At 29.6% G+C, this 20,712-nt stretch carries 18 protein-coding genes, 1 tRNA gene and 1 pseudogene; 18 read left to right on the top strand and 2 right to left on the bottom strand.

Annotated elements, in window-relative coordinates; genetic code table 11:
- Positions 1 to 101 precede the first annotated feature (101 nt).
- The 3 genes and pseudogenes from ABXT52_RS00130 (at position 102) to ABXT52_RS00140 (ending at position 6,924) form a co-directional block, all read left to right on the top strand.
- The gene (locus tag ABXT52_RS00130; RefSeq protein ID WP_415271899.1) at positions 102 to 1,541 is read left to right on the top strand and encodes an NAD(P)-dependent oxidoreductase; all 1,440 of its coding nucleotides are present in this window, start codon (positions 102 to 104) and stop codon (positions 1,539 to 1,541) included.
- Positions 1,541 to 6,047 (top strand): annotated as a pseudogene (gene gltB, locus ABXT52_RS00135) (glutamate synthase large subunit). Before ABXT52_RS00130 ends, gltB begins: the two are co-directional and overlap by 1 nt.
- Position 6,048: 1 nt before the next feature.
- Positions 6,049 to 6,924, top strand: a complete 876-nt coding sequence (locus ABXT52_RS00140) for an NAD-dependent epimerase/dehydratase family protein (protein ID WP_415271900.1) — start codon at positions 6,049 to 6,051, stop codon at positions 6,922 to 6,924.
- Here ABXT52_RS00140 and ABXT52_RS00145 read toward each other — a convergent pair.
- Entirely contained in the window at positions 6,895 to 7,650 is a 756-nt protein-coding gene (locus tag ABXT52_RS00145; RefSeq protein ID WP_415271901.1) for an alpha/beta hydrolase, read from the bottom strand. The genes ABXT52_RS00140 and ABXT52_RS00145 overlap by 30 nt on opposite strands.
- A 42-nt stretch (positions 7,651 to 7,692) precedes the next feature.
- Here ABXT52_RS00145 and ABXT52_RS00150 point away from each other — a divergent pair, with 42 nt between their 5' ends.
- The 10 genes from ABXT52_RS00150 to ABXT52_RS00195 all read left to right on the top strand — a co-directional run bounded on the left by ABXT52_RS00150 (position 7,693) and on the right by ABXT52_RS00195 (position 18,072).
- Positions 7,693 to 8,199 (top strand): glycosyltransferase, encoded by a 507-nt coding sequence (locus tag ABXT52_RS00150; RefSeq protein ID WP_415271902.1) that lies wholly within the window; start codon positions 7,693 to 7,695, stop codon positions 8,197 to 8,199.
- 103 nt (positions 8,200 to 8,302) lie between these two features.
- Positions 8,303 to 8,848, top strand: a complete 546-nt coding sequence (locus tag ABXT52_RS00155) for a glycosyltransferase (protein WP_415271903.1) — start codon at positions 8,303 to 8,305, stop codon at positions 8,846 to 8,848.
- Positions 8,849 to 10,765 carry a threonine--tRNA ligase gene (thrS, locus tag ABXT52_RS00160; RefSeq protein ID WP_415271904.1) on the top strand — a complete coding sequence of 639 codons (1,917 nt, stop codon included), beginning with the start codon at positions 8,849 to 8,851 and terminating at the stop codon, positions 10,763 to 10,765.
- Positions 10,766 to 11,311: a translation initiation factor IF-3 gene (gene infC / locus ABXT52_RS00165; RefSeq protein WP_415271905.1), complete on the top strand. Its 546-nt coding sequence runs from the start codon at positions 10,766 to 10,768 to the stop codon at positions 11,309 to 11,311.
- A gap of 53 nt (positions 11,312 to 11,364) precedes the next feature.
- A complete protein-coding gene (rpmI, locus tag ABXT52_RS00170) occupies positions 11,365 to 11,571 on the top strand; it encodes a 50S ribosomal protein L35 (RefSeq protein ID WP_006997462.1) in 207 nt (68 codons plus the stop codon).
- A 1-nt stretch (position 11,572) separates the two neighbouring features.
- Positions 11,573 to 11,929, top strand: a complete 357-nt coding sequence (rplT, locus tag ABXT52_RS00175; protein ID WP_415271906.1) for a 50S ribosomal protein L20 — start codon at positions 11,573 to 11,575, stop codon at positions 11,927 to 11,929.
- 43 nt (positions 11,930 to 11,972) lie between these two features.
- Entirely contained in the window at positions 11,973 to 13,040 is a 1,068-nt protein-coding gene (gene pheS / locus ABXT52_RS00180) for a phenylalanine--tRNA ligase subunit alpha (protein ID WP_415271907.1), read from the top strand.
- Positions 13,037 to 15,445 carry a phenylalanine--tRNA ligase subunit beta gene (pheT, locus tag ABXT52_RS00185; protein WP_415271908.1) on the top strand — a complete coding sequence of 803 codons (2,409 nt, stop codon included), beginning with the start codon at positions 13,037 to 13,039 and terminating at the stop codon, positions 15,443 to 15,445. The genes pheS and pheT overlap by 4 nt, the downstream gene beginning before the upstream one ends.
- Positions 15,446 to 15,447: 2 nt before the next feature.
- Positions 15,448 to 17,256: a translation elongation factor 4 gene (lepA, locus tag ABXT52_RS00190; RefSeq protein ID WP_415271909.1), complete on the top strand. Its 1,809-nt coding sequence runs from the start codon at positions 15,448 to 15,450 to the stop codon at positions 17,254 to 17,256.
- The gene (locus ABXT52_RS00195) at positions 17,257 to 18,072 is read left to right on the top strand and encodes a hypothetical protein (protein ID WP_415271910.1); all 816 of its coding nucleotides are present in this window, start codon (positions 17,257 to 17,259) and stop codon (positions 18,070 to 18,072) included.
- On the opposite strand, the gene ABXT52_RS00200 is transcribed toward ABXT52_RS00195, so the two are convergent.
- On the bottom strand, positions 18,069 to 18,824 hold the full coding sequence (locus ABXT52_RS00200; RefSeq protein ID WP_415271911.1) for an FkbM family methyltransferase: 756 nt from the start codon (positions 18,822 to 18,824) through the stop codon (positions 18,069 to 18,071). The two genes, ABXT52_RS00195 and ABXT52_RS00200, sit on opposite strands and share 4 nt — an antisense overlap.
- Before the next feature lie 67 nt (positions 18,825 to 18,891).
- Between ABXT52_RS00200 and ABXT52_RS00205 the strand changes: the two genes are divergently transcribed.
- The 5 genes from ABXT52_RS00205 (at position 18,892) to ABXT52_RS00225 (ending at position 20,628) form a co-directional block, all read left to right on the top strand.
- Positions 18,892 to 19,740: a hypothetical protein gene (locus tag ABXT52_RS00205; protein ID WP_415271912.1), complete on the top strand. Its 849-nt coding sequence runs from the start codon at positions 18,892 to 18,894 to the stop codon at positions 19,738 to 19,740.
- The gene (locus ABXT52_RS00210) at positions 19,737 to 19,985 is read left to right on the top strand and encodes a DUF4422 domain-containing protein (protein WP_415271913.1); all 249 of its coding nucleotides are present in this window, start codon (positions 19,737 to 19,739) and stop codon (positions 19,983 to 19,985) included. The genes ABXT52_RS00205 and ABXT52_RS00210 overlap by 4 nt, the downstream gene beginning before the upstream one ends.
- Positions 19,982 to 20,128, top strand: coding sequence for a hypothetical protein (locus ABXT52_RS00215; protein ID WP_415271914.1), 147 nt, complete (start codon positions 19,982 to 19,984; stop codon positions 20,126 to 20,128). The genes ABXT52_RS00210 and ABXT52_RS00215 overlap by 4 nt, the downstream gene beginning before the upstream one ends.
- The gene (locus tag ABXT52_RS00220; RefSeq protein WP_415271915.1) at positions 20,125 to 20,538 is read left to right on the top strand and encodes a DUF4422 domain-containing protein; all 414 of its coding nucleotides are present in this window, start codon (positions 20,125 to 20,127) and stop codon (positions 20,536 to 20,538) included. The genes ABXT52_RS00215 and ABXT52_RS00220 overlap by 4 nt, the downstream gene beginning before the upstream one ends.
- Positions 20,539 to 20,628 (top strand) — tRNA-Ser (locus tag ABXT52_RS00225). It begins immediately after the preceding gene.
- The last annotated feature ends 84 nt before the right edge of the window (positions 20,629 to 20,712 follow it).

Raw genomic sequence — 20,712 nt, forward strand, 5'->3', positions numbered from 1 at the left:
ATTAACAGTATTTATTGTAAACTTAAGGTCATATATATTGACCTTGTTTGTCTTTTATTACACAAAACCTTGTTATATGCTCAGTTTATTAAAGGGTATATATGTCAGAAAAAATGCTTAAATTTGTTAAAATAGGTCAACAAACTCCACCTAAAAGAGAAGTTGGCAACAGAAAAGAAGATTTTAACGAAATTTATAAAGAGTTTATTAATGAAAAGGCAGGCGAACAATCTAGCAGATGCTCACAATGTGGAGTTCCTTTTTGTCAGGTGCATTGTCCATTAAGTAATAATATTCCAGATTGGCTGAAATTAACTGCAGAGGGACGATTAAAAGAAGCTTACGAATTATCTCAAAGCACTAACAACATGCCAGAGGTGTGTGGAAGAATATGTCCACAAGATAGATTGTGTGAAGGAAATTGTGTAATCGAACAATCAGGACATGGAACTGTAACCATAGGTTCAGTTGAAAAATATATTACTGATAATGCTTGGGAACAAGGATGGGTTAATCCAATAAAAGTTAAAAACGAAAAGAGTCAAAGTATTGGAATTATAGGTGCTGGTCCAGCTGGTCTTGCTGCTGCAGAGCAGTTACGTAAGTTAGGTTATCAGATTACTGTATATGATCGATATGATAGAGCTGGTGGTTTAATGATTTATGGGATCCCAAATTTTAAATTAGAAAAATTTGTTGTAGAAAGAAGAACCAAATTATTAGAAGAGGGTGGAATTAAATTTGTTCAAAATTTTGAAGTTGGAAAAGATGCTACATTAGAGCAATTAAGAAAAAAACATGACTCTCTTTTAATTGCAACTGGAGTTTATAAAGCTCGAGAAATATATCTACCAGGAAAAGATTTAGGAAATATTTTTCCAGCTATGGAATTTTTAACAGCTTCAAATAAAAAAGGATTAGGAGATAAGGTAGAGTTATTTGATAATGGAACCTTAAATGCTGAAGGAAAAAATATTGTTGTAATTGGAGGAGGTGATACTGCAATGGATTGTGTTAGGACTTCAATCAGACAAAAAGCAAAATCAGTTAAATGCCTTTATAGAAGAGACAAAGAAAATATGCCTGGATCTGCTAGAGAGGTAGCTAATGCAGAGGAAGAGGGAGTAGAGTTTGTATGGTTATCTAGCCCTAAAGAATTTGTTGGAACAAATAAAGTTGAAGGTTTGATCGTGGATAAAATTAAACTTGGTGAACCTGATGACAGTGGTAGACGTAAACCAGAAATCCAGAATGATTCTCACTTTAATATTAAAGCAGATATAGTAATCAAGGCTCTTGGCTTTGATCCTGAAAATTTACCAAAACTATTTGGCTCTGAAGATCTACAAGTTACTAAGTGGGGAACGTTAAAAACTAATTTTGATACAATGGAGACAAATTTACCAGGTGTCTTTGCAGCAGGAGACATTATTAGAGGCGCATCTTTAGTTGTCTGGGCTATAAAAGATGGTAGAGACGTAGCAGTATCAATAAAAAATTTTTTAGAGAGTAAAGAACTCAGTAAAGAGAAGGTTGCTTAATGAAAAATTATAAAAAAAATCTTAAAATTCTTGAAGACGGTCATGTTTATTCAAAAGAAATGGAGCATGATGCTTGTGGAGTAGGGTTAATTGCCTCTACAGAGGGTAAAAAGTCAAGGAAAGTAGTTGAATATGGAATTAATGCTTTAAAAGCAGTTTGGCATAGAGGAGCTGTTGATGCTGATGGAAAAACAGGTGATGGAGCTGGAATCCATTTGGAAATTCCTTCAGATTTCTTCGCTGAAAAAATAGAAATCACAGGTCACGATCATGATGGTTCAGAAATTTGTGTAGGTATGATTTTTTTACCTAGAAATAATTATCAAGCACAAGAAAATGCAAGAACTTTAGTTGAAAGTGAATTAACAAAAAGTAATTTTAGTATTTATGGATGGAGACAAGTTCCAGTAAATTCAAAAGTTTTAGGTGAAAAAGCAAATCTTACAAGACCAGAAATTACTCAAGTATTATTCAAACATAATAATAAAGATTTAACAGAAAAAGAATTAGAAAGAAAAATTTATGAATCTCGAAGAAAAATTGAAAAAGAAGCTATTAAAGATGCGATAGAAGGTTTTTATATTTGTTCACTAAGTTCTAAGTCAGTTATTTATAAGGGAATGTTTTTAGCAGAGTCTATCGCAGATTTTTATTTAGATTTAAAAGATGAGAGATTTATATCTAGGTTTGCAATATTTCATCAAAGGTTTTCAACAAACACTGCACCAAGCTGGGATTTGGCACAACCTTTTAGGGCACTAGCTCATAATGGAGAAATAAATACATTCAAAGGAAATACAAACTGGATGAAAGTTCATGAGCAAGAAATGCATAGTCCATTATTTGATAATATGGAAAATTTAAAACCAGTTATACAACCAGGATCCTCTGACTCTGCTGCACTGGATAGTGTTTTTGAACTTTTAAATATTTCCGGCCAATCAGCGCCTCTTGCAAAGTTAATGTTGATTCCAGATGCATGGTCTAAAAAAAGTCAAACATTATCAAAAGATCATCAACAATTATTTAATTTTTTAAATAGTACAATGGAGCCATGGGATGGACCAGCTGCTATCGCAGCTACCGATAATGAATGGGCCATTGTAGCTGCTGATAGAAATGGGTTACGCCCAATGAGATATACTATTTCAAAAGACAAAATATTATGTGCAGGATCAGAAACAGGAATGGTTGAAATTGATGAGAAGCAAATTCTTAAAAAAGGTAGATTAGGACCTGGAGAAATTCTTGGAGTTAGAATAGCTAAAGGTAAAGTATTTTCTAATGTTGAAATAAAAGATTATTTGGCAAAAGAGTTTAAACATTTTAATAATCAGATAATTGATTTAGAAAAAAAATTTCCAATAAAAAATGAAAAATCTACTTTTTCAGGTGATGAGCTAAAAAAAAGACAACATACATTTGGTTACAGTTTAGAAGATTTAGAGCTTATTCTTCATCCCATGGCTGAAGACGCAAAAGAGGCCATTGGTTCTATGGGTGATGACACTCCACTTGCAGTACTATCTGACCGTTATAGGCCGCTTTACCATTTTTTTAGACAAAATTTTAGCCAAGTTACAAATCCACCAATTGACTCTTTAAGAGAAAATAAGGTTATGAGTTTAAAAACTCGTTTTGGTAATCTTGGAAATATTTTAGATTTTACTAATTTAACAGAGGAAAACATATATGTTTTAGACAGCCCTATATTATCAAATTCTCAGTTAGAAAAATTTACTAATTTTTTTGGTAAAAAATCAATAACAATTGATTGTACTTTTGATAAAAGTGTAAATCTTGAAACCTCTATTGAGAGAATTAGAAAAGAATCTGAAATTGCAGTTAGACAAGGCCTTACTCAATTAATCTTAAGTGATAAAAATATTTCTGAAAAAAGATTACCCATTCCAATGCTATTAAGTGTTGGCGCAATAAACACTTATCTTATAAAAAAAAAAATTAAGAGGTTATGCATCAATCAATGCTCAAACTGGGGAAGCATTAGACACACATTCATTTGCAACACTTATAGGTGTTGGGGCTACTACTGTTAATCCTTATTTAGCACTGGATAGTTTATATCAAAGGTTTGAAAAAAAATTATTTGGAAAGTTTGAGTACGATGAATGCATAGAGAGATATATACAATCAGTAAATTATGGGCTTCTGAAAATAATGTCTAAAATGGGAATTTCGGTCATAAGTTCTTATAGAGGTGGATGTAATTTTGAAACAGTTGGTTTGAGCAGAACAGTAGCATCAGAGTATTTTCCAGGAATTTTATCAAAAATTTCAGGTATAGGTTTAAATGGAATAGAAAAAAAACTAAGAACTATTCACAAAGAAGCGTTTGAAGGAACTGATTCAGTTTTACCGATAGGGGGAATTTACAGGTATAGAAAGAATGGTGAAACACATCAATATCAAGGTAAGCTTATTCATCTTTTACAAAGTGCAGTTTCATCAAATTCTTTTGAAGCTTATAAAAAATATGCAGAGGGTATTTATAATCTTCCACCTATACACCTTAGAGATTTGATTGGATTTAGAGATAGAAATTTAAACCCATCTTTAGATATTTCAGAAGTAGAGCCAATTGAAAATATTTTAACAAGATTTGGAAGTGGAAGTATGTCTCACGGTGCATTATCAAAAGAAGCACATGAAACTTTAGCCATAGGAATGAATAGAATTAAAGGAGCCTCTTGTAGTGGCGAAGGTGGTGAAGATGAAAAAAGATTTATTAAGATGGAAAACGGTGACAGTGCTAATTCTAGAGTTAAGCAAATAGCTTCTGCTAGATTTGGAGTAACACTTAAATATCTAAATAACTGTAACGAAATAGAGATTAAAATCGCACAAGGGGCAAAACCTGGTGAGGGAGGTCAATTACCAGGTTTTAAAGTTACAGAAGAAATTGCTAAATTAAGACATTCAACACCGGGTGTAACCTTAATATCACCACCACCTCACCACGATATCTATTCTATCGAGGACTTAGCTCAATTAATTTATGATCTTAAACAAGCAAATCCAAAAGCAAGAGTTGGTGTAAAATTAGTAGCATCATCTGGTATAGGAACAATTGCAGCTGGGGTAGCTAAAGCAAAAGCAGATATAATTTTAATTTCCGGACATAATGGAGGAACAGGAGCTACACCGCAAACAAGTGTTAAATATGTTGGGATACCTTGGGAGATGGGTTTAACTGAGGCCAATCAAGTTTTAACTTTAAATAATTTAAGACATAAAGTTACTCTAAGAACAGATGGAGGAATTAAAACAGGAAGAGATGTTGTTATTGCAGCCATGATGGGAGCAGAAGAATATGGAGTAGCAACCACAGCTTTAGTAGCTATGGGATGTATAATGGTTAGACAGTGTCACTCAAATACATGTCCAGTTGGAGTTTGTACTCAAGATGAAAAACTAAGAAAAAAATTTTCTGGTACGCCAGAAAAGGTAGTTAACTTATTTAAATTCATAGCTGAGGAAGTAAGAGAAATTTTAGCACAAATAGGATTTAGATCATTGAATGAAATAATTGGTAGGACTGATTTATTAAGACAGGTAAGCAAAGCCTCACCAAACTTAGACGATTTAGATCTAAATCCTTTATTTGTTCAAACAGATGCTGGTGAGAATACGAGGTACTGTACAGTTCCAGAAATAAATTCTGTTCCAGATACTTTAGATCAAGAAATTTTACCTGAAATTAAAGAACAAATTGGAAAAGTAAAAATTATTGAAAAAGAATATATTATTAAAAATACCCATAGGACGGTTGGTACAAGAATTTCTAATCATCTTTATGAAAAATATGGATCTGAAAAACTAGAAGATGGTTTTTTATCTCTAAAGTTTAAAGGGTCAGCAGGACAGTCATTTGGTGCATTTGGAATAAAAGGGTTAAAACTTATTTTAAAAGGTGACGCTAATGATTATGTTGGCAAAGGTTTATCAGGAGCAACAGTGGTAGTTAAACTTCCAGATGAAAGTAATTTAGTTTCACATGAGAACACCATAATAGGAAATACAGTTTTGTATGGAGCAACATCTGGAAAACTTTTTGCAGCAGGCCAAGCTGGAGAAAGGTATGCTGTAAGAAATTCAGGATCAATTTCGGTTATTGAAGGCTGCGATTCTAATGCTTGTGAATATATGACTGGTGGTACTGTTGTAGTTCTGGGCGATGTTGGAGATAATTTTGGAGCTGGAATGACTGGTGGAATGGCATTTATTTACGATATAAATAAGAAATTCGACAAAAAAGTAAACCCAGAAACTGTAGTATGGCAAACACCAGAAACAGATTATTGGATAACTTATTTAAAAAATTTAGTTCAAGAGCATCATCAGGAGACAAACTCAGATTTTTCTAAAAAGGTTATAGAAAATTTTGATAGGGAAATTTCTAATTTTATTCAAGTTTGTCCAAAAGAAATGATTAATAAGCTAAAAAACCCAATAAGTTTAAAGTCTATTATAAAAGAAGTTAGTTAAAATGAAGGATATAAATATTTTTTGTTTTGGTTTTGGTCAAGTAGCAAAAAATTTTATAAAGAAGCTTAGTATTGAGCAATATAATATTAACTTATCAGCAACTTCTAGAAGTGAATCTTCAAAAAAAATATTTGATGGCATTAATTATAATAGCTACCTATTTAATAGTGAAAAATTTGATCAAAATTTAATTATAAAATTAAAAAAAGCAGATCATATTTTAGTTTCTATACCACCAGAAAATCAAGAAGATCTAGTTATAAAAAATTTTTCTAAATTAATAGAAAACTCCAAAGTAAAATGGATAACCTACTTATCGGCTACTAGTATTTACGGGGATCATAAGGGAGAATGGGTTAATGAAAATAGTAAAACAAACCCAATCTCAACTAATGGTATTGCAAGATTAAAAGCTGAAAATGCATGGGTTTCTTTAGAAAAAAATAACAAAATACCAATTCAGATATTTAGGTTATCTGGAATTTACTCTAATGAAAAAAATATTTTAATACGTCTAAAATCAGGAGATGTGAAATTGATCAATAAAAAAAATCATTATTTTTCTAGAATTCATGTGGATGATATTTCAAACATATTATTTAAATCTTTATCAAAATTTAAGTCAGGAGAAATATATAATTTATCTGATGATAAACCTTCCACATCTGAAGATGTTACTTTATTTGGAGCAAAAATGTTAAATATTGAAAATATTGAAAAAATTGAAGTTGACCAAATTAAAAGTGAGATGTTGAAAAATTTTTATAATGAGTCTAAAAAAGTTAGCAACAAAAAGATGAAAAGTTATTTTAACTATAATTTAAAATTTCCAAGCTACATTGAGGGACTAAACTATATTAGAGGTAATTTTATCTAGCTCTAAGAGTATTCTCTTTAGGCCCTGTTTGCTTGATAAACTGTGATCACCATTTTTTATTATTACTAATTTTTTATTAGCTTTAGTAAATAGCCTAAGAACTTTTCTGGAATAACTTGTTGGAACAACTTCATCTTTACTTCCGTGAATCATAGTTACTTTGATGCTAGATTTAATTTTTTTATTTAAGATTTTATTTTTTCTACCGTCTTTTATTAATTGATAGGTGACTGGATACTCATAATTACCATGTTTTAAATTATAAATTCCTTTCTTTATAGTTTCGTTCTTCATTTTTTTTGAGAACTTTTTCCACATTAGGTTTTGTAAAAACTCCGGAGCCGAACCAATTCCTAAAAAACCTTTAATTTGATCTTTAAAATATTTAAATTGATTTAAGGAGAGCCATGCACCCATACTCGAGCCAACTAAGATAAATTTATTTTTTTTAACTATTTTTTTAATTACAGTTTCAACTTCTTTTGACCATTGAGTTATATTTCCCTTGGTAAATTTTCCTGATGACTTTCCATGACCAGAATATTCGAGAGCAAGAAAGCCAAGTTTATTTTTTTTAGCAAATTTTAATATAGTCTGAGGTTTTTCACCTTCAATACTTGACATAAAACCATGTAAAAAAACAATATAGAGATTATCTTTATATTCGTTACTTAAGTATCTTATTTGCTTGTTATTAAGGACCCTAATGTATTTAAATTTATTCATATGAGTTTATTAGAATTAATTCTTAATATATAGTTCTATCAAATGTCTTCAGAATTAAAAGTATTGCAAGTAATTCCTAAGCTTGGATACGGGGGTGCAGAAACAGGCTGTTATGATCTTGCACACTATTTGCCAGAAAATAATTGTAGCTCTTATATCGTAACTAGTGGAGGAGAATTATTAAAATTTATTGATAAAAAAAAAGTAAAAGTAATAAAACTTCCCGTTCATAGTAAAAATCCATTTTTAATGCTCTTTAATTCAATAGCTTTGATTTTTATTATTTTACTAAATAATATATCTATTGTTCATGCAAGAAGTCGCGCTCCAGCTTGGTCTTGTTTGTTTGCAACAAAAATTACAAGAAGAAAGTTTGTTACAACCTTTCATGGCACTTATAATTTTAAAAACTCAATTAAAAAATTTTATAATTCAGTAATGGTTAGATCAGATTTAATAATAGCAGGATCAAACTTTATTTTTTCACATATTAATCAAAATTATCCAAAATATTTAAATTTAAAAAAAAAGATTCTTAGTAATTTTTAGGGGTATTAATGTTGATTATTTTGATTCATCAACAACCTTAGACAGTGAAGAAAGCAGACTTATTTCAGATTGGGAAGTTGATAAAAATAAAAAAATAATCCTAATGCCAGGTCGTTTAACTGCCTGGAAAGGACAGGAGACATTTATTGAAGCATTAAATCTTGTTAATAAAGAATTAGGATATGATTCTTTTAATGCTGTTATTTTGGGTAGCGCTCAAGGAAGAGACATTTATACAAAAAAAATTAAAAGATTGGCTGAGCAACATAGGCTAAATAGTCAGTTAAAATTTATAGAACATTGTAAAGATATGCCATTAGCCTACAAAATATCAGACATTGTTGTTTCGGCCTCAGTAGAACCTGAGGCTTTTGGAAGAGTAGCAGTTGAAGCTCAATCAATGGAAAAACCAATAATAGCAAGTGATATTGGGGGATCCAAAGAAACTATTAGTGATAATGTGACGGGTTTTTTATTTCAGTCTGGCAATGCAGAAGCTTTGAGTAAAAAAATAGTAGAAGCCTTACAATTAGATGAATCTAGATTGAAATCTATTGGTATAGAGGGTAGAAAAAATACAATTAAAAAATTTAATGTTGAAAAAATGTGTTTTTCTACATATTCGGAATACAAAAAATTATTGAATTAAATGCCATTAATAACATTGCCAGATGGAAACACTATTGAATTTCCAAATAAAGTAACAGGACTTGAGGTTGCTGAAAAGATTAGTAAATCTTTATCAAAGCAGGCAACTATTATTAGTGTTAATGAAGAGCTTAAAGATTTAAGTTTTCTTATAGATGAAGACTGCTCAATTAAAATTTTTACTTCAAAAGATAAAGAAGGTTTAGAAACTATCCGTCATGACACGGCCCATATAACTGCAATGGCTGTTCAAGAACTCTTTCCAGGAACACAAGTTACAATTGGTCCAATTATAGAAAATGGATTTTATTATGATTTTTCAAGAAAAGAACCTTTTTCAGAGGATGATTTAAATAAAATTGAAAATAAAATGAAAGAAATTGTTGATAGAGACGTTCCAACTTCAAGAGTAGTTTGGAAAAGAGATAAGGCTATATCTCATTTCAAAGATAAAGGAGAAATATACAAGGCTGAAATTATTGAAAGTATTCCACAAGGTGAGGATGTTTCTATATATTTTCATGGAGACTGGCATGATTTATGCAAAGGCCCTCATTTGTCTTCAACAGGAAAAATTGGTAAATACTTTAAATTAACAAAAGTATCAGGAGCTTATTGGAGAGGCGACTCAAATAATGAAATGTTGCAAAGAATTTATGGAACAAGCTGGGCATCACAAAAAGATTTAGATGAATATTTAAAAAGAATAGAAGAAGCAGAAAAAAGAGATCATAGAAAACTTGGAAAAGAAATGGATTTATTTCATTTTAGGGAAGAAAGTCCAGGATCAGTATTTTGGCATGAAAAAGGTTGGAAGTTATTTCAAAAATTAGTTGCATACATGAGAGTTAGACAAGAAAAAGCTGGATATAAAGAAGTAAACACTCCTGAAATTTTAGATAGATCTCTATGGGAAAAATCTGGCCACTGGGAAAAATATGGAGAACACATGTATACCTCCCAAACACCAGATGATAAAATATTTGCAATCAAACCAATGAATTGTCCAGGTCACGTACAAGTTTTTAATCAAGGTTTAAAAAGTTATCGAGATCTTCCTTTAAGAATTTCAGAATTTGGAAAAGTGCACAGGTATGAGCCTTCAGGCGCCTTACATGGACTGTTAAGAGTTAGAGCCTTTACTCAAGATGATGCTCATATTTTTTGCACAGAAGATCAAATTACATCAGAGTGTTTGATTGTTACAAATTTGATTTTAGATATCTATAAAGATCTTGGATTTGAAGATGTAATATTAAAATATTCAGATAGACCAGATTTAAGAGTTGGTGATGATAATGTTTGGGATAAGGCTGAAAAAGCTTTGCTAGATGCAGTTAAAGCTTCAAAGCTTGAATACACAATTAATAAAGGAGAGGGAGCATTCTATGGTCCAAAAATTGAATTTGTTTTAAGAGATGCGATTGGTAGAGATTGGCAATGTGGAACTTTACAGGTAGATCTTAATTTACCAGGAAGACTAGATGCTTCTTTTGTTGATAAAGATGGAACTAAAAAAATTCCAGTAATGCTTCACAGGGCGTTATTTGGATCGTTAGAAAGATTTATTGGGATTCTTATAGAAAACTATGCAGGTAAATTTCCATTTTGGTTAGCTCCATTGCAGGCTGTTGTAATTCCAATTTCAGAAGAGTTTGATTCTTATGCAAAAGAAGTAAATGAAAAAATTAATAATGTTGGCATGAACTCTGAAGTGGATTTAAAAAACCATAATTTGAATTATAAAATTAGAGAACATTCACTATCAAAAATACCACTTTTGTTAATTTGTGGTAAAAAAGAAGTTGACAGTAACTCAGTAACGATTAGAAGATTAGATACTAACAAACAAGAAAATATGGAATTAAACTTATTTTTAAAAAAATTCTCAGCTTTAAATAAAGCACCTTCAAACTAAGTGGCAGATTTTAAAGGAAATTACTTTCAAAGAAGAACCAAAGACAGAGGACCTAAGTCCAATAATAGGATTACCGCACCAGAAGTTCAGGTAATTGGAAGTGATGGTGATAACATAGGAATATTAAATACTAATGAGGCCATATCAATGGCTAAAGAGCAAGGGTTGGATTTAATTGAAATAGCTCCAAACGCAAAACCACCTGTATGTAAAATTATTGATATGGGTAAATTTAAATATGATGCTCAAAAAAAAGCAAATGTTGCCAAAAAGAAACAAAAAATTGTTTTATTAAAAGAAATTAAAATGAGACCAGTTACAGAAACTCATGATTATGATTTTAAAGTTAAAAATGCTAAAAAATTTATTGGAAAAGGTGACAAGGTAAAATTTACAATACGATTTAAGGGTAGAGAGCTACAACACTCACACCTAGGTAGAGAATTAATGGATAAAATAAAAGCTGATATGCAAGATATTGGCAAAGTCGAATTACACCCAAAGTTTGATGGGAAGCAAATGATCATGGTTATTCAGCCTTTATAAGGCTTAATAGAGGTTGTAAATCTATTCCAATATTTGTATAAGTCCGCAGAATTATGCCAAAATTAAAAACTAAAAGTTCAGCAAAAAAACGATTTAAGATCTCAGCTACAGGGAAAGTTATGATGGCTCAAGCTGGAAAGAGACATGGCATGATAAAAAGAACAAATTCACAAATTAGAAAATTAAGAGGCACGACTGCTATGTCAAAACAAGATGGCAAAATAGTTAAATCATACATGCCTTACAGTTTAAGAGGATAAAATGGCTAGAGTAAAAAGAGGCGTAACAAGTCACGCTAAACATAAAAAAGTTTTAAAAGCTGTCAAAGGTCAATGGGGTAGAAGAAAAAATACTATAAGAGTTGCAAAGCAAGCCATGGAAAAAGCTATGCAATATGCTTACAGAGACCGTAGAACTAAAAAAAGAGAATTCAAATCTTTATGGATACAAAGAATTAATGCAGGTGTTAGATCTGAAGGATTAACTTATTCTAAATTTATTAATGGCTTAACTAAATGTGGAATTAAGTTAGATAGAAAAATACTAGCTGAAATAGCATACGATAGCCCAGAAGCCTTTAAAACGATCGTTCAAAAAGCTCAATTAGCACTAAATTAATCTTCACTATTGTTTTTCTTCGGTGAAGAAATAATCTCTCAATATGTCTGATATTAAAAAAATAAAAGATGAATTTCTTTTAAGGTTAAAAAAAAATTTAGATTTAAATCAAGTTAATCAAATTAAAACAGAACTATTTGGTAAAACTGGGTTAATCAGCTCACAATTTAAACAGCTTGGAAAATTAGCAGAAGATGAAAGAAAAAAATTTGCATCAGATTTAAACTTAGTCAAAAATGAACTTGAAGATTTAATTACTACAAAAATTAACGATATTGAAACAAAAGAAATTAACAAAAAGTTAGAAAAAGAAAAAATAGATATAACTTTACCAGAGAGACCTTTTATTCAGGGAAAAATTCACCCTGTATCTCAAGTCATAGATGAAATTTCTTCAATTTTTTCAGAAATAGGTTTTAGTGTAGAAGAAGGACCAGATGTTGAAAATGAATATAATAATTTTACTGCATTAAATACGCCTGATAACCATCCCGCAAGAGACATGCATGATACTTTTTATCTAGATGATGCAAAAGAACTATTATTAAGAACACATACTTCTCCAGTTCAAATTAGAACAATGCTTAATAATAAACCACCTTTTAAAATAATAGCACCTGGCAGAACATATAGATCTGACAGCGATCAAACCCATACACCAATGTTTCATCAAGTTGAGGGACTACATATTGATAAAAAAATTAATATGGGGCATTTAAAAGGATGCTTAAATTATTTTATTAAAGAGTTTTTTGAAGTTGATAAAATTAAAATGAGATTTAGACCTAGTCACTTCCCATTTACAGAGCCATCAGCAGAAGTTGATATTGGTTATGAAATAAAAGATGGAAAAATAGTAATCGGGGAAGGTGATAAATGGCTAGAAGTTTTAGGCTGTGGAATGGTTCATCCCAATGTTTTAAAAAATGTTAAAGTAAATCCTGATGAATTCCAAGGTTATGCATTTGGAATAGGAATAGATAGGCTCGCAATGTTAAAATATGGCATTAATGATTTAAGAGCCTTTTTTGATTGTGACTATAGATGGCTAAATCATTTTGGATTTGATCCAATAGATGTCCCAACAAACTATAGGGGCTTAAGCCGATGAAGATTACAACAGCATGGCTTAAAGATCATTTAGATACCAAGCTTAATGAAAATCAAATCATTGATAAACTTACAGATATTGGTTTAGAAGTAGAGGGTGTTGATAGTCAATCAGGAGAGCTTGATGAATTTGTAATTGCTAAAATTTTGAAGGCTGAAAAGCATCCTGATGCAGATAGGCTTAGAGTATGTGATGTTGATATAGGTTCAGGTGAACCAGTAAAAGTTGTTTGTGGAGCTCCAAATGCTAAAGAGGGTTTATTAACTATTTATGCTCCTCCTGGTGCTATTGTACCCAAAAGCCAAATGAAATTGGTGGTAAGTAAAATAAGAGGTGTAACTTCACATGGAATGCTTTGTTCAGAATCTGAACTTAATCTATCAAATGAAAGTGGTGGTATAACAGAGCTTTTGCCAGAAAAATATAATAAAAAAGTAGGAGAAAATTATTTTCCAAAAAAAATTTTAAATGTAATTGATATTTCCATTACACCAAATAGAGCAGATTGTTTAGGTGTAAGAGGAATAGCAAGAGATTTAGCTGCAGCAGGTGTGGGAATATTAATAAATCAAAAAGAAAAAAAACTTGATAAAAAAAATAAACAAACAATTAGTGTAAAAATTGAAAATGAAAAAAATCAAGCATGTATATCATTTGGTAGTTGTTTAATTAAAGGAGTAAAAAACACAGAAAGTCCAGAGTGGTTAAAAGACAAAATAATTTCTTTAGGTCAAAAACCTATTTCGGCAATAGTTGATATTACAAATTATATAATGTTTGACTTGAATAGACCACTTCATGCATACGATGTTGATAAAATAGATAAAGCAATAATTGTAAGAAATTCTAAAAAAGGTGAAACATTCAAGGCATTAGATAATAAAGAATACAAATTAGACGATGAGATGTGTGTCATATCAGATGCGTCAGGTGTATTAGGTCTTGGTGGTATAATAGGAGGCACAAGAACTGGAACTGAGTTAGATACAAAAAATGTATTAATTGAGTCTGCTTACTTTAGTCCACGATCAATCAGAAAATCATCTAAAATCTTAAATATAGAGACAGATGCAAAATTTAGATTTGAAAGAGGTATTGACCCACTATCAATTGATCAAGGACTTGAAAGAGCAGCTAACCTAATAAAAGAAATATGTGGTGGTGAGGTTAGTGAATTTGATATTCAAAAAATTGAAGATATTAAAAAAAAATCATTAAAATTTGATCCCTCTTTGTTTGAAAAAATTACTGGGTTTAATATCGATACAAAAAAAATGATTACAATCTTAGATAATCTAGGATTTGAAATAAAAGAAAACAAAGGATTACTTGATATCGTTATACCATCTTGGAGACCGGATATTTCACAAGAAGTTGATGTAGTAGAAGAACTTGTAAGAATTAAGGGTTATGATCAAATTAAAATTATTGATCCTGAAAAAGTTAGAAAAAAACAAACATTAAATTTAAAACAAAAATTATTTCATTTTTTACAAAGATCTATTGCTTCTAAGGGCTATTTTGAGGCTATTACATGGTCTTTTACTGATAGTAAAATTAATCAATTGTTTATTGAAGACAATAAAGAAATTAAAATAATTAATCCTATAAGTTCTGATTTGAACGTTTTGCGAAGTTCAATTTTTTCTAATTTGATTATCCATTTGAATAAGAATTTAGGAAGAGGATTTAAAGATTTGTCATTTTTTGAAATAGGACCAACTTTTTTAGGATCTGAGCCAGGTGAGCAACAGACAGTAGCTACTGGATTAAGATCAGGAAAATTGGCTAGGCAAAGTTGGTTGGAAAAAGAAAGGCCAGTTGATGTGTTTGATGTTAAGAGTGATGTCATCAAAAGTTTAGTTGAAGCAGGTTACAATAAAGACAAGCTTTATATTGATGATGAAACGCCAAGCTATTATCACCCTGGAAAATCAGGAAGAATATTTCTTAACAAAGGCAAAGAAAAAGTGGTTGCCTTTTTTGGCGACATTCACCCAGGTATATTAAAAAAATTAGATATTAAAGTTGAAGCATTAGTAGGATTTGAAATATTTTTAGATAATTTAAAACAGCCAAAAAAATCATTAAAGGATCAAAAAACCCAGTATAAATATTCAGATTTTCAAAAATCAGAAAGAGATTTTGCTTTTGTTTTAGATAAAAATTTTAAAGTTCAAGAATTAATCGAAACGATCTCTAATGTAGACAAAGAATTAATAAAATCTGTCAAAGTATTCGATGTTTATGAAGGAACCAATATTCCTGAAGGTAAAAAATCAATTGCATTAAATGTAATTATTCAATCTTTAGAGAAAACATTGACCGAAGATGATTTAAACAAAATTAATCAACTTATTATTTCTGCTGTTGAATCCAAAACTGGTGCTAAGATTAGATCATAATCATGACAAAAATTGATCACATCAGAAACTTTGCAATCATTGCGCATATTGATCACGGCAAATCAACAATCGCAGATAGGATAATTCATAGTTGTGGTGGACTAACTGAAAGAGAAATGAAGGCACAAGTTCTAGACTCAATGGATATTGAGAGAGAAAGAGGAATAACTATTAAAGCTCAAACTGTTAAACTTAATTATAAAGCAAAAGATGGCAAAGAGTACATTCTAAACATTATTGATACTCCAGGACACGTAGATTTTAGCTATGAAGTTAGTAGATCTCTGTATGCATGTGAAGGATCTATTTTAATTGTTGATAGTACCCAAGGTGTAGAGGCTCAAACATTGGCCAATGTTTATCAAGCTTTAGACACTAAACATGAGATAGTACCTGTACTAAATAAAGTTGATTTACCAGCATCAGACTTAGAAAAAACAAAACAAGAAATAGAAGAAGTTATAGGTATTGACACTGAAAATGCCATACCTTGCTCAGGAAAAACAGGCGAGGGCATAGAAGATATTCTAGAACAAATTATTGTGTCACTACCAGCTCCAGAAGGAGAAAAAGATGCTGATTTAAAATGCTTACTAGTTGACAGTTGGTATGACACTTATTTAGGGGTGGTTATTTTAGTTAGAGTTATTAACGGAAAAATTGCAAAAAATATGAAGATCAAAATGATGTCTACTAACCAAGAATATATAATTGAAAAAGTAGGTGTATTTACTCCAAAAGCAACTGATGTTAGTGAATTAAATGCAGGAGAAATTGGTTTTATAACAACAGGAATAAAAATTTTATCAGAAACAAAAGTTGGAGATACTATTTGTGATGTAAGTAAACCACTTCAAAAGGCACTTCCTGGATTTAAACCAAGTAAGCCAGTTGTATTTTGTGGATTGTTTCCTGTAGATAGTTCTGAATACCAAAAATTAAAAGATGGTTTGGGCAAACTTCAATTAAATGATGCTAGCTTTTCATATGAGGCAGAATCTTCATCTGCGTTAGGTCTTGGTTTTAGATGTGGTTTTTTGGGTCTCTTACATTTAGAAATTATAACCGAAAGATTAGAAAGAGAATTTGATATAAATTTATTAACTACAACACCTGGAGTAGTTTATAAAGTTCATATGAACAAAGGGGAAATAATAGAGTTACAAAATCCTTCAAGTTTACCAGAACCTACTTTAATCAAATTTATTGAAGAGCCTTGGATTAAAGCAACAATTATTACACCAGATCAATATCTAGGACCAATTATAAAGGTTTGTCAGGATAAAAGAGGAGTACAAACAAACTTAAGTTATTCAGGTAATAGAGCAGTTTTAAATTATGAAATTCCTCTAAACGAAGTTGTTTTTGATTTTAATGATAGACTTAAATCAATGACTAGTGGTTATGCAAGTTTTGATTATGAGATCATAGGCCATAGAGAGGGAGATTTAGTAAAATTAGGAATACTTGTTAATGCTGAGCCAGTAGATGCTCTATCAATGATGGTTCATAAAGATTTTGCTCAAACAGTTGGAAGAGAAGTTTGTGAAAAATTAAGAGATTTAATTCCACGACACAATTTTATGATTCCAGTTCAGGCAGCGATTGGAGGAAAAATTATAGCTAGGGAAACTATTAAGGGTTTTAAAAAAGATGTTTTAACAAAAATTCATGGTGGTGGTGCTAGAGATAGAAAAAGAAAATTATTAGATAAGCAGAAAAAAGGGAAAGCCAGAGGTAAGCAGTTTGGAAAAGTTGAGATACCACAAGAAGCTTTTATAGGAGTTTTAAAAATAAATAAAGATAACTAAATGAAGATTTATGATTGCTTTTCATATTGGGACGAAGATTTGTTATTAGATATGAGATTGAATGTATTGAATGATTATGTAGATTATTTTGTAATAGTTGAGGGCAATAAAACATGGCAAAATAATCCAAAAAAACTTCAATTTGATATTGAAAAGTTTAACAATTTTAAAGATAAGATAATTTATATTCCTGTTGAAGATATGCCAGATGGAGACGATCCTTATCTAAGAGAAAATTTTCAAAGAAATGCTATATTAAGAGGACTTAACTCCACATCTGAAGATGATTTAATTATTGTTTCAGATTTAGATGAAATACCAAATCCAGAAACAATAAGTAACTTCAAAAAAGATATGCAGTATGCTGTTTTTAAACAAAATCACTATTATTATAAGATAAATTTACAAAGTACTAAAAATCCTCATTGGTATGGAAGCAGGATATGCATAAAAAAATTCTTAAAATCACCACAATGGTTAAGAAACTTGAAATTTAAAAAAAGACCTTTTTGGAGAATTGATAAATTGAGATTAAATAACATCATTGAAAATGGTGGTTGGCATTTTTGCAATTTAAAAAATGCAGCACAGCTTCTTCATAAGTACAAAAACTTATGTGAAACAAATGATCCATACCATTTTAAAGAAAAAATAGATCAAAAATATTTACAGATAGACGAAATTCAAAAAAAAATTAATTCAGGAAAAGATATTATTGGAAGAAACGAAGTATATAAAACAAAGAAAATAGACAAATCTTTTCCAAAACCAATATTGGAAAATTTAGAAAAATACAAAGATTGGATCTCAAATTAATTGAATTTAATAAAACTATGTTTTTCTTGTGGGAAGCAAATCAAATTCTCATTCAAAGAGAAAAAAAGATACTTTTTTCTATTGAAAGAATTTACTAAATCCTTTAATTTTTTATTAGGCACATGTATGTATTCAAAAATTATAATAGGCCTCATTAAAGAAGTTCTTAAAAAATCCTCAATTATATCAGCATCATAACCTTCGGCATCTATAAATAATAAGTCAACTATATCTATCTTATATTTTTTAATTAAATTATCAATTGAAGTAGATTCGACAACCTCTTTTACTATATCACTTTTTTTAACACCATGTTTTATGAGATGATTTTTGTCAAATGACATTATACCTTTAAAATGTTCACTTTTATATTTTTCTTCTTTTGAATGGTCAATTTTATATAAATGAGTAATTTGATCATTTACTGAAATTGCAACATTTTCAAATATAATATTATTATAATCTTTATAATTATCCATCAGGTCATGAAAACTTTTTTTGATTGGCTCGACTAATATAGATTTAGTATTATATCTTTTGATGTATTTATTTAAGATGTCAAATCTTAAACCATCATTTGCACCAATCTGAATTAGGTAATTAATTTTTTTGTCACTGAACAAGAAATTCAATATCTTGTCAATTGTTAAATAAGTAGTATTTTCAATAATTCTATTATTCTTAATATAATTTTTATCAACCAATTTATATCCAAATAAACCAGAAATTTTTTTTAATAATTTATTATTCATTTTATTAACTTTATTCTATCAAAAATATAATAAGATGATAACTAAAAGAAATAATTAATTTACATGCATGAAATTTAAAACATTTATTAAAATTTATTATTCTCACAGATTAACTAAAGCCAATTTTTTTAAAAAGACTTATATTAAATTGATTCTTCCATTCATTTATTTATTAAATAAATTTTATTATCCAAAAATTAAGAATTTAGATCTTTTTGCTTTGAAACATGAGCATTTATTTTTAAAAGATTTAAATTTTCTCTTTCAATTTTTTAATAGTGATAAGGGTGATTTTTATATCAACCAATATCAAAAACCAGCAAAGAAAGAAAAAAAATTAATTGGTGGACACGCTTACCATTCTTTTTATGAAAAATTCTTGCAAAAAGAAAAAGTGAAGAATTTAAATATACTTGAGCTAGGAGCTTTTAGAGGTAATGCAGCAGCTGCTTTATTTTTTTATTTTAAAAACGCTCACATAAGTTCTGGTGATATCTTTCCTGATTTATTTATCTATAAATCAAAAAGAATAAAAAATTTTTTTATTGATACAAGTTCAGAATTACAAATACAAAATAAGATTGTTAATAAAGATGAATATTTTGATTTTATTATTGAGGATGCAGGCCACTATCTTAAAGATCAAATTATAAGCTTATTCATTCTATTCAAAAAATTAAAACCAGAAGGAATCTTTATTGTTGAAGAGCTTGATTTTCCAGATATTAGAAATGATATGAATGTAGAAAAAGAAAAACCTACCCTTAGAGAAATTCTTTATTTAATTAAAGAAAACAAAGAATTTTACTCTAAGTATATTAATGACAGTGACAAAAAATATTTCTTAGACAATTTTGAGGAAATTAGTATTTTTAAAGGTAAATTCAATGAGATTGCTTTTATTAAAAAAAAATGAAATCAAATAATTTGGAAATTTTCTTTGTAACTAATAAGAAAATATCCCATATAGAAAAAATAAACTATCAAATAGCCAGTGTAGGGAAAGTTAATTCTTCAGATAATTATTTAAAGTGTGATACTAAAGATAATATTTTTTATAAAGAAAAATATTATTCAGAGCTTACTTTTCATTATTGGTACTGGAAGAATTTAATTAAATTTAACAATAATAATTGGGTAGGGTCTTGTCAAAAAAGATGATTTTGGATCAAATCATCTTCTATAAAAAAAAAATAGATATTAACAATATCAATGAACATTTACTAAGTAAGCCCGAAAAAGATTGGGATAAATTTGAGTCAATCATTTGTGAACCAATAAATGTTAAGGGTGTTAAAAAATGAAAATTTTAAAGCGTGGCTGGAGGTCAGTTATTAAAAATCCATTAATCTTATTTAATGATGCACGCCATAATTTAAAACTACATTTTGATATGCACCATGGTTTTGGAAATCTAGACTTAGCTATAGATTTATTAGATGAAGAAGATAAAAATGATTTTAATTCATATGTAAATATAAATACTAAATTCAATCCTCATATAATGTTTATAACCAAACCAGAAATTGCTAACAAATGGTTCAATAAACTATTCCCTTGGTTAGAGCGTTGTGAAAAAAAAATTGGATTTAAAAATCTTTCAGGCTACGACACTAAAAGACAGCATGCTTATCTTGCAGAGAGATACTTATCTTTTTGGTTTAAAAAATATACAGTTTATAAAGAACATCCATGGGTATTTATTCAAAATTAAGGAGAGATGGCTGAGCGGTTTAAAGCGCACGCTTGGAAAGTGTGTGTACTGTTAAAGGTACCCAGGGTTCGAATCCCTGTCTCTCCGCCAAAAATTAAAAACCATTTAAAAAAAGGACTTATTTACTAATTTGTTGTGGATTATTATAATTAATTTACCTCTTTTTTTTATAAA

It is taken from the genome of Candidatus Pelagibacter sp. Uisw_121 (assembly GCF_047722545.1).
Classification (GTDB): domain Bacteria; phylum Pseudomonadota; class Alphaproteobacteria; order Pelagibacterales; family Pelagibacteraceae; genus Pelagibacter.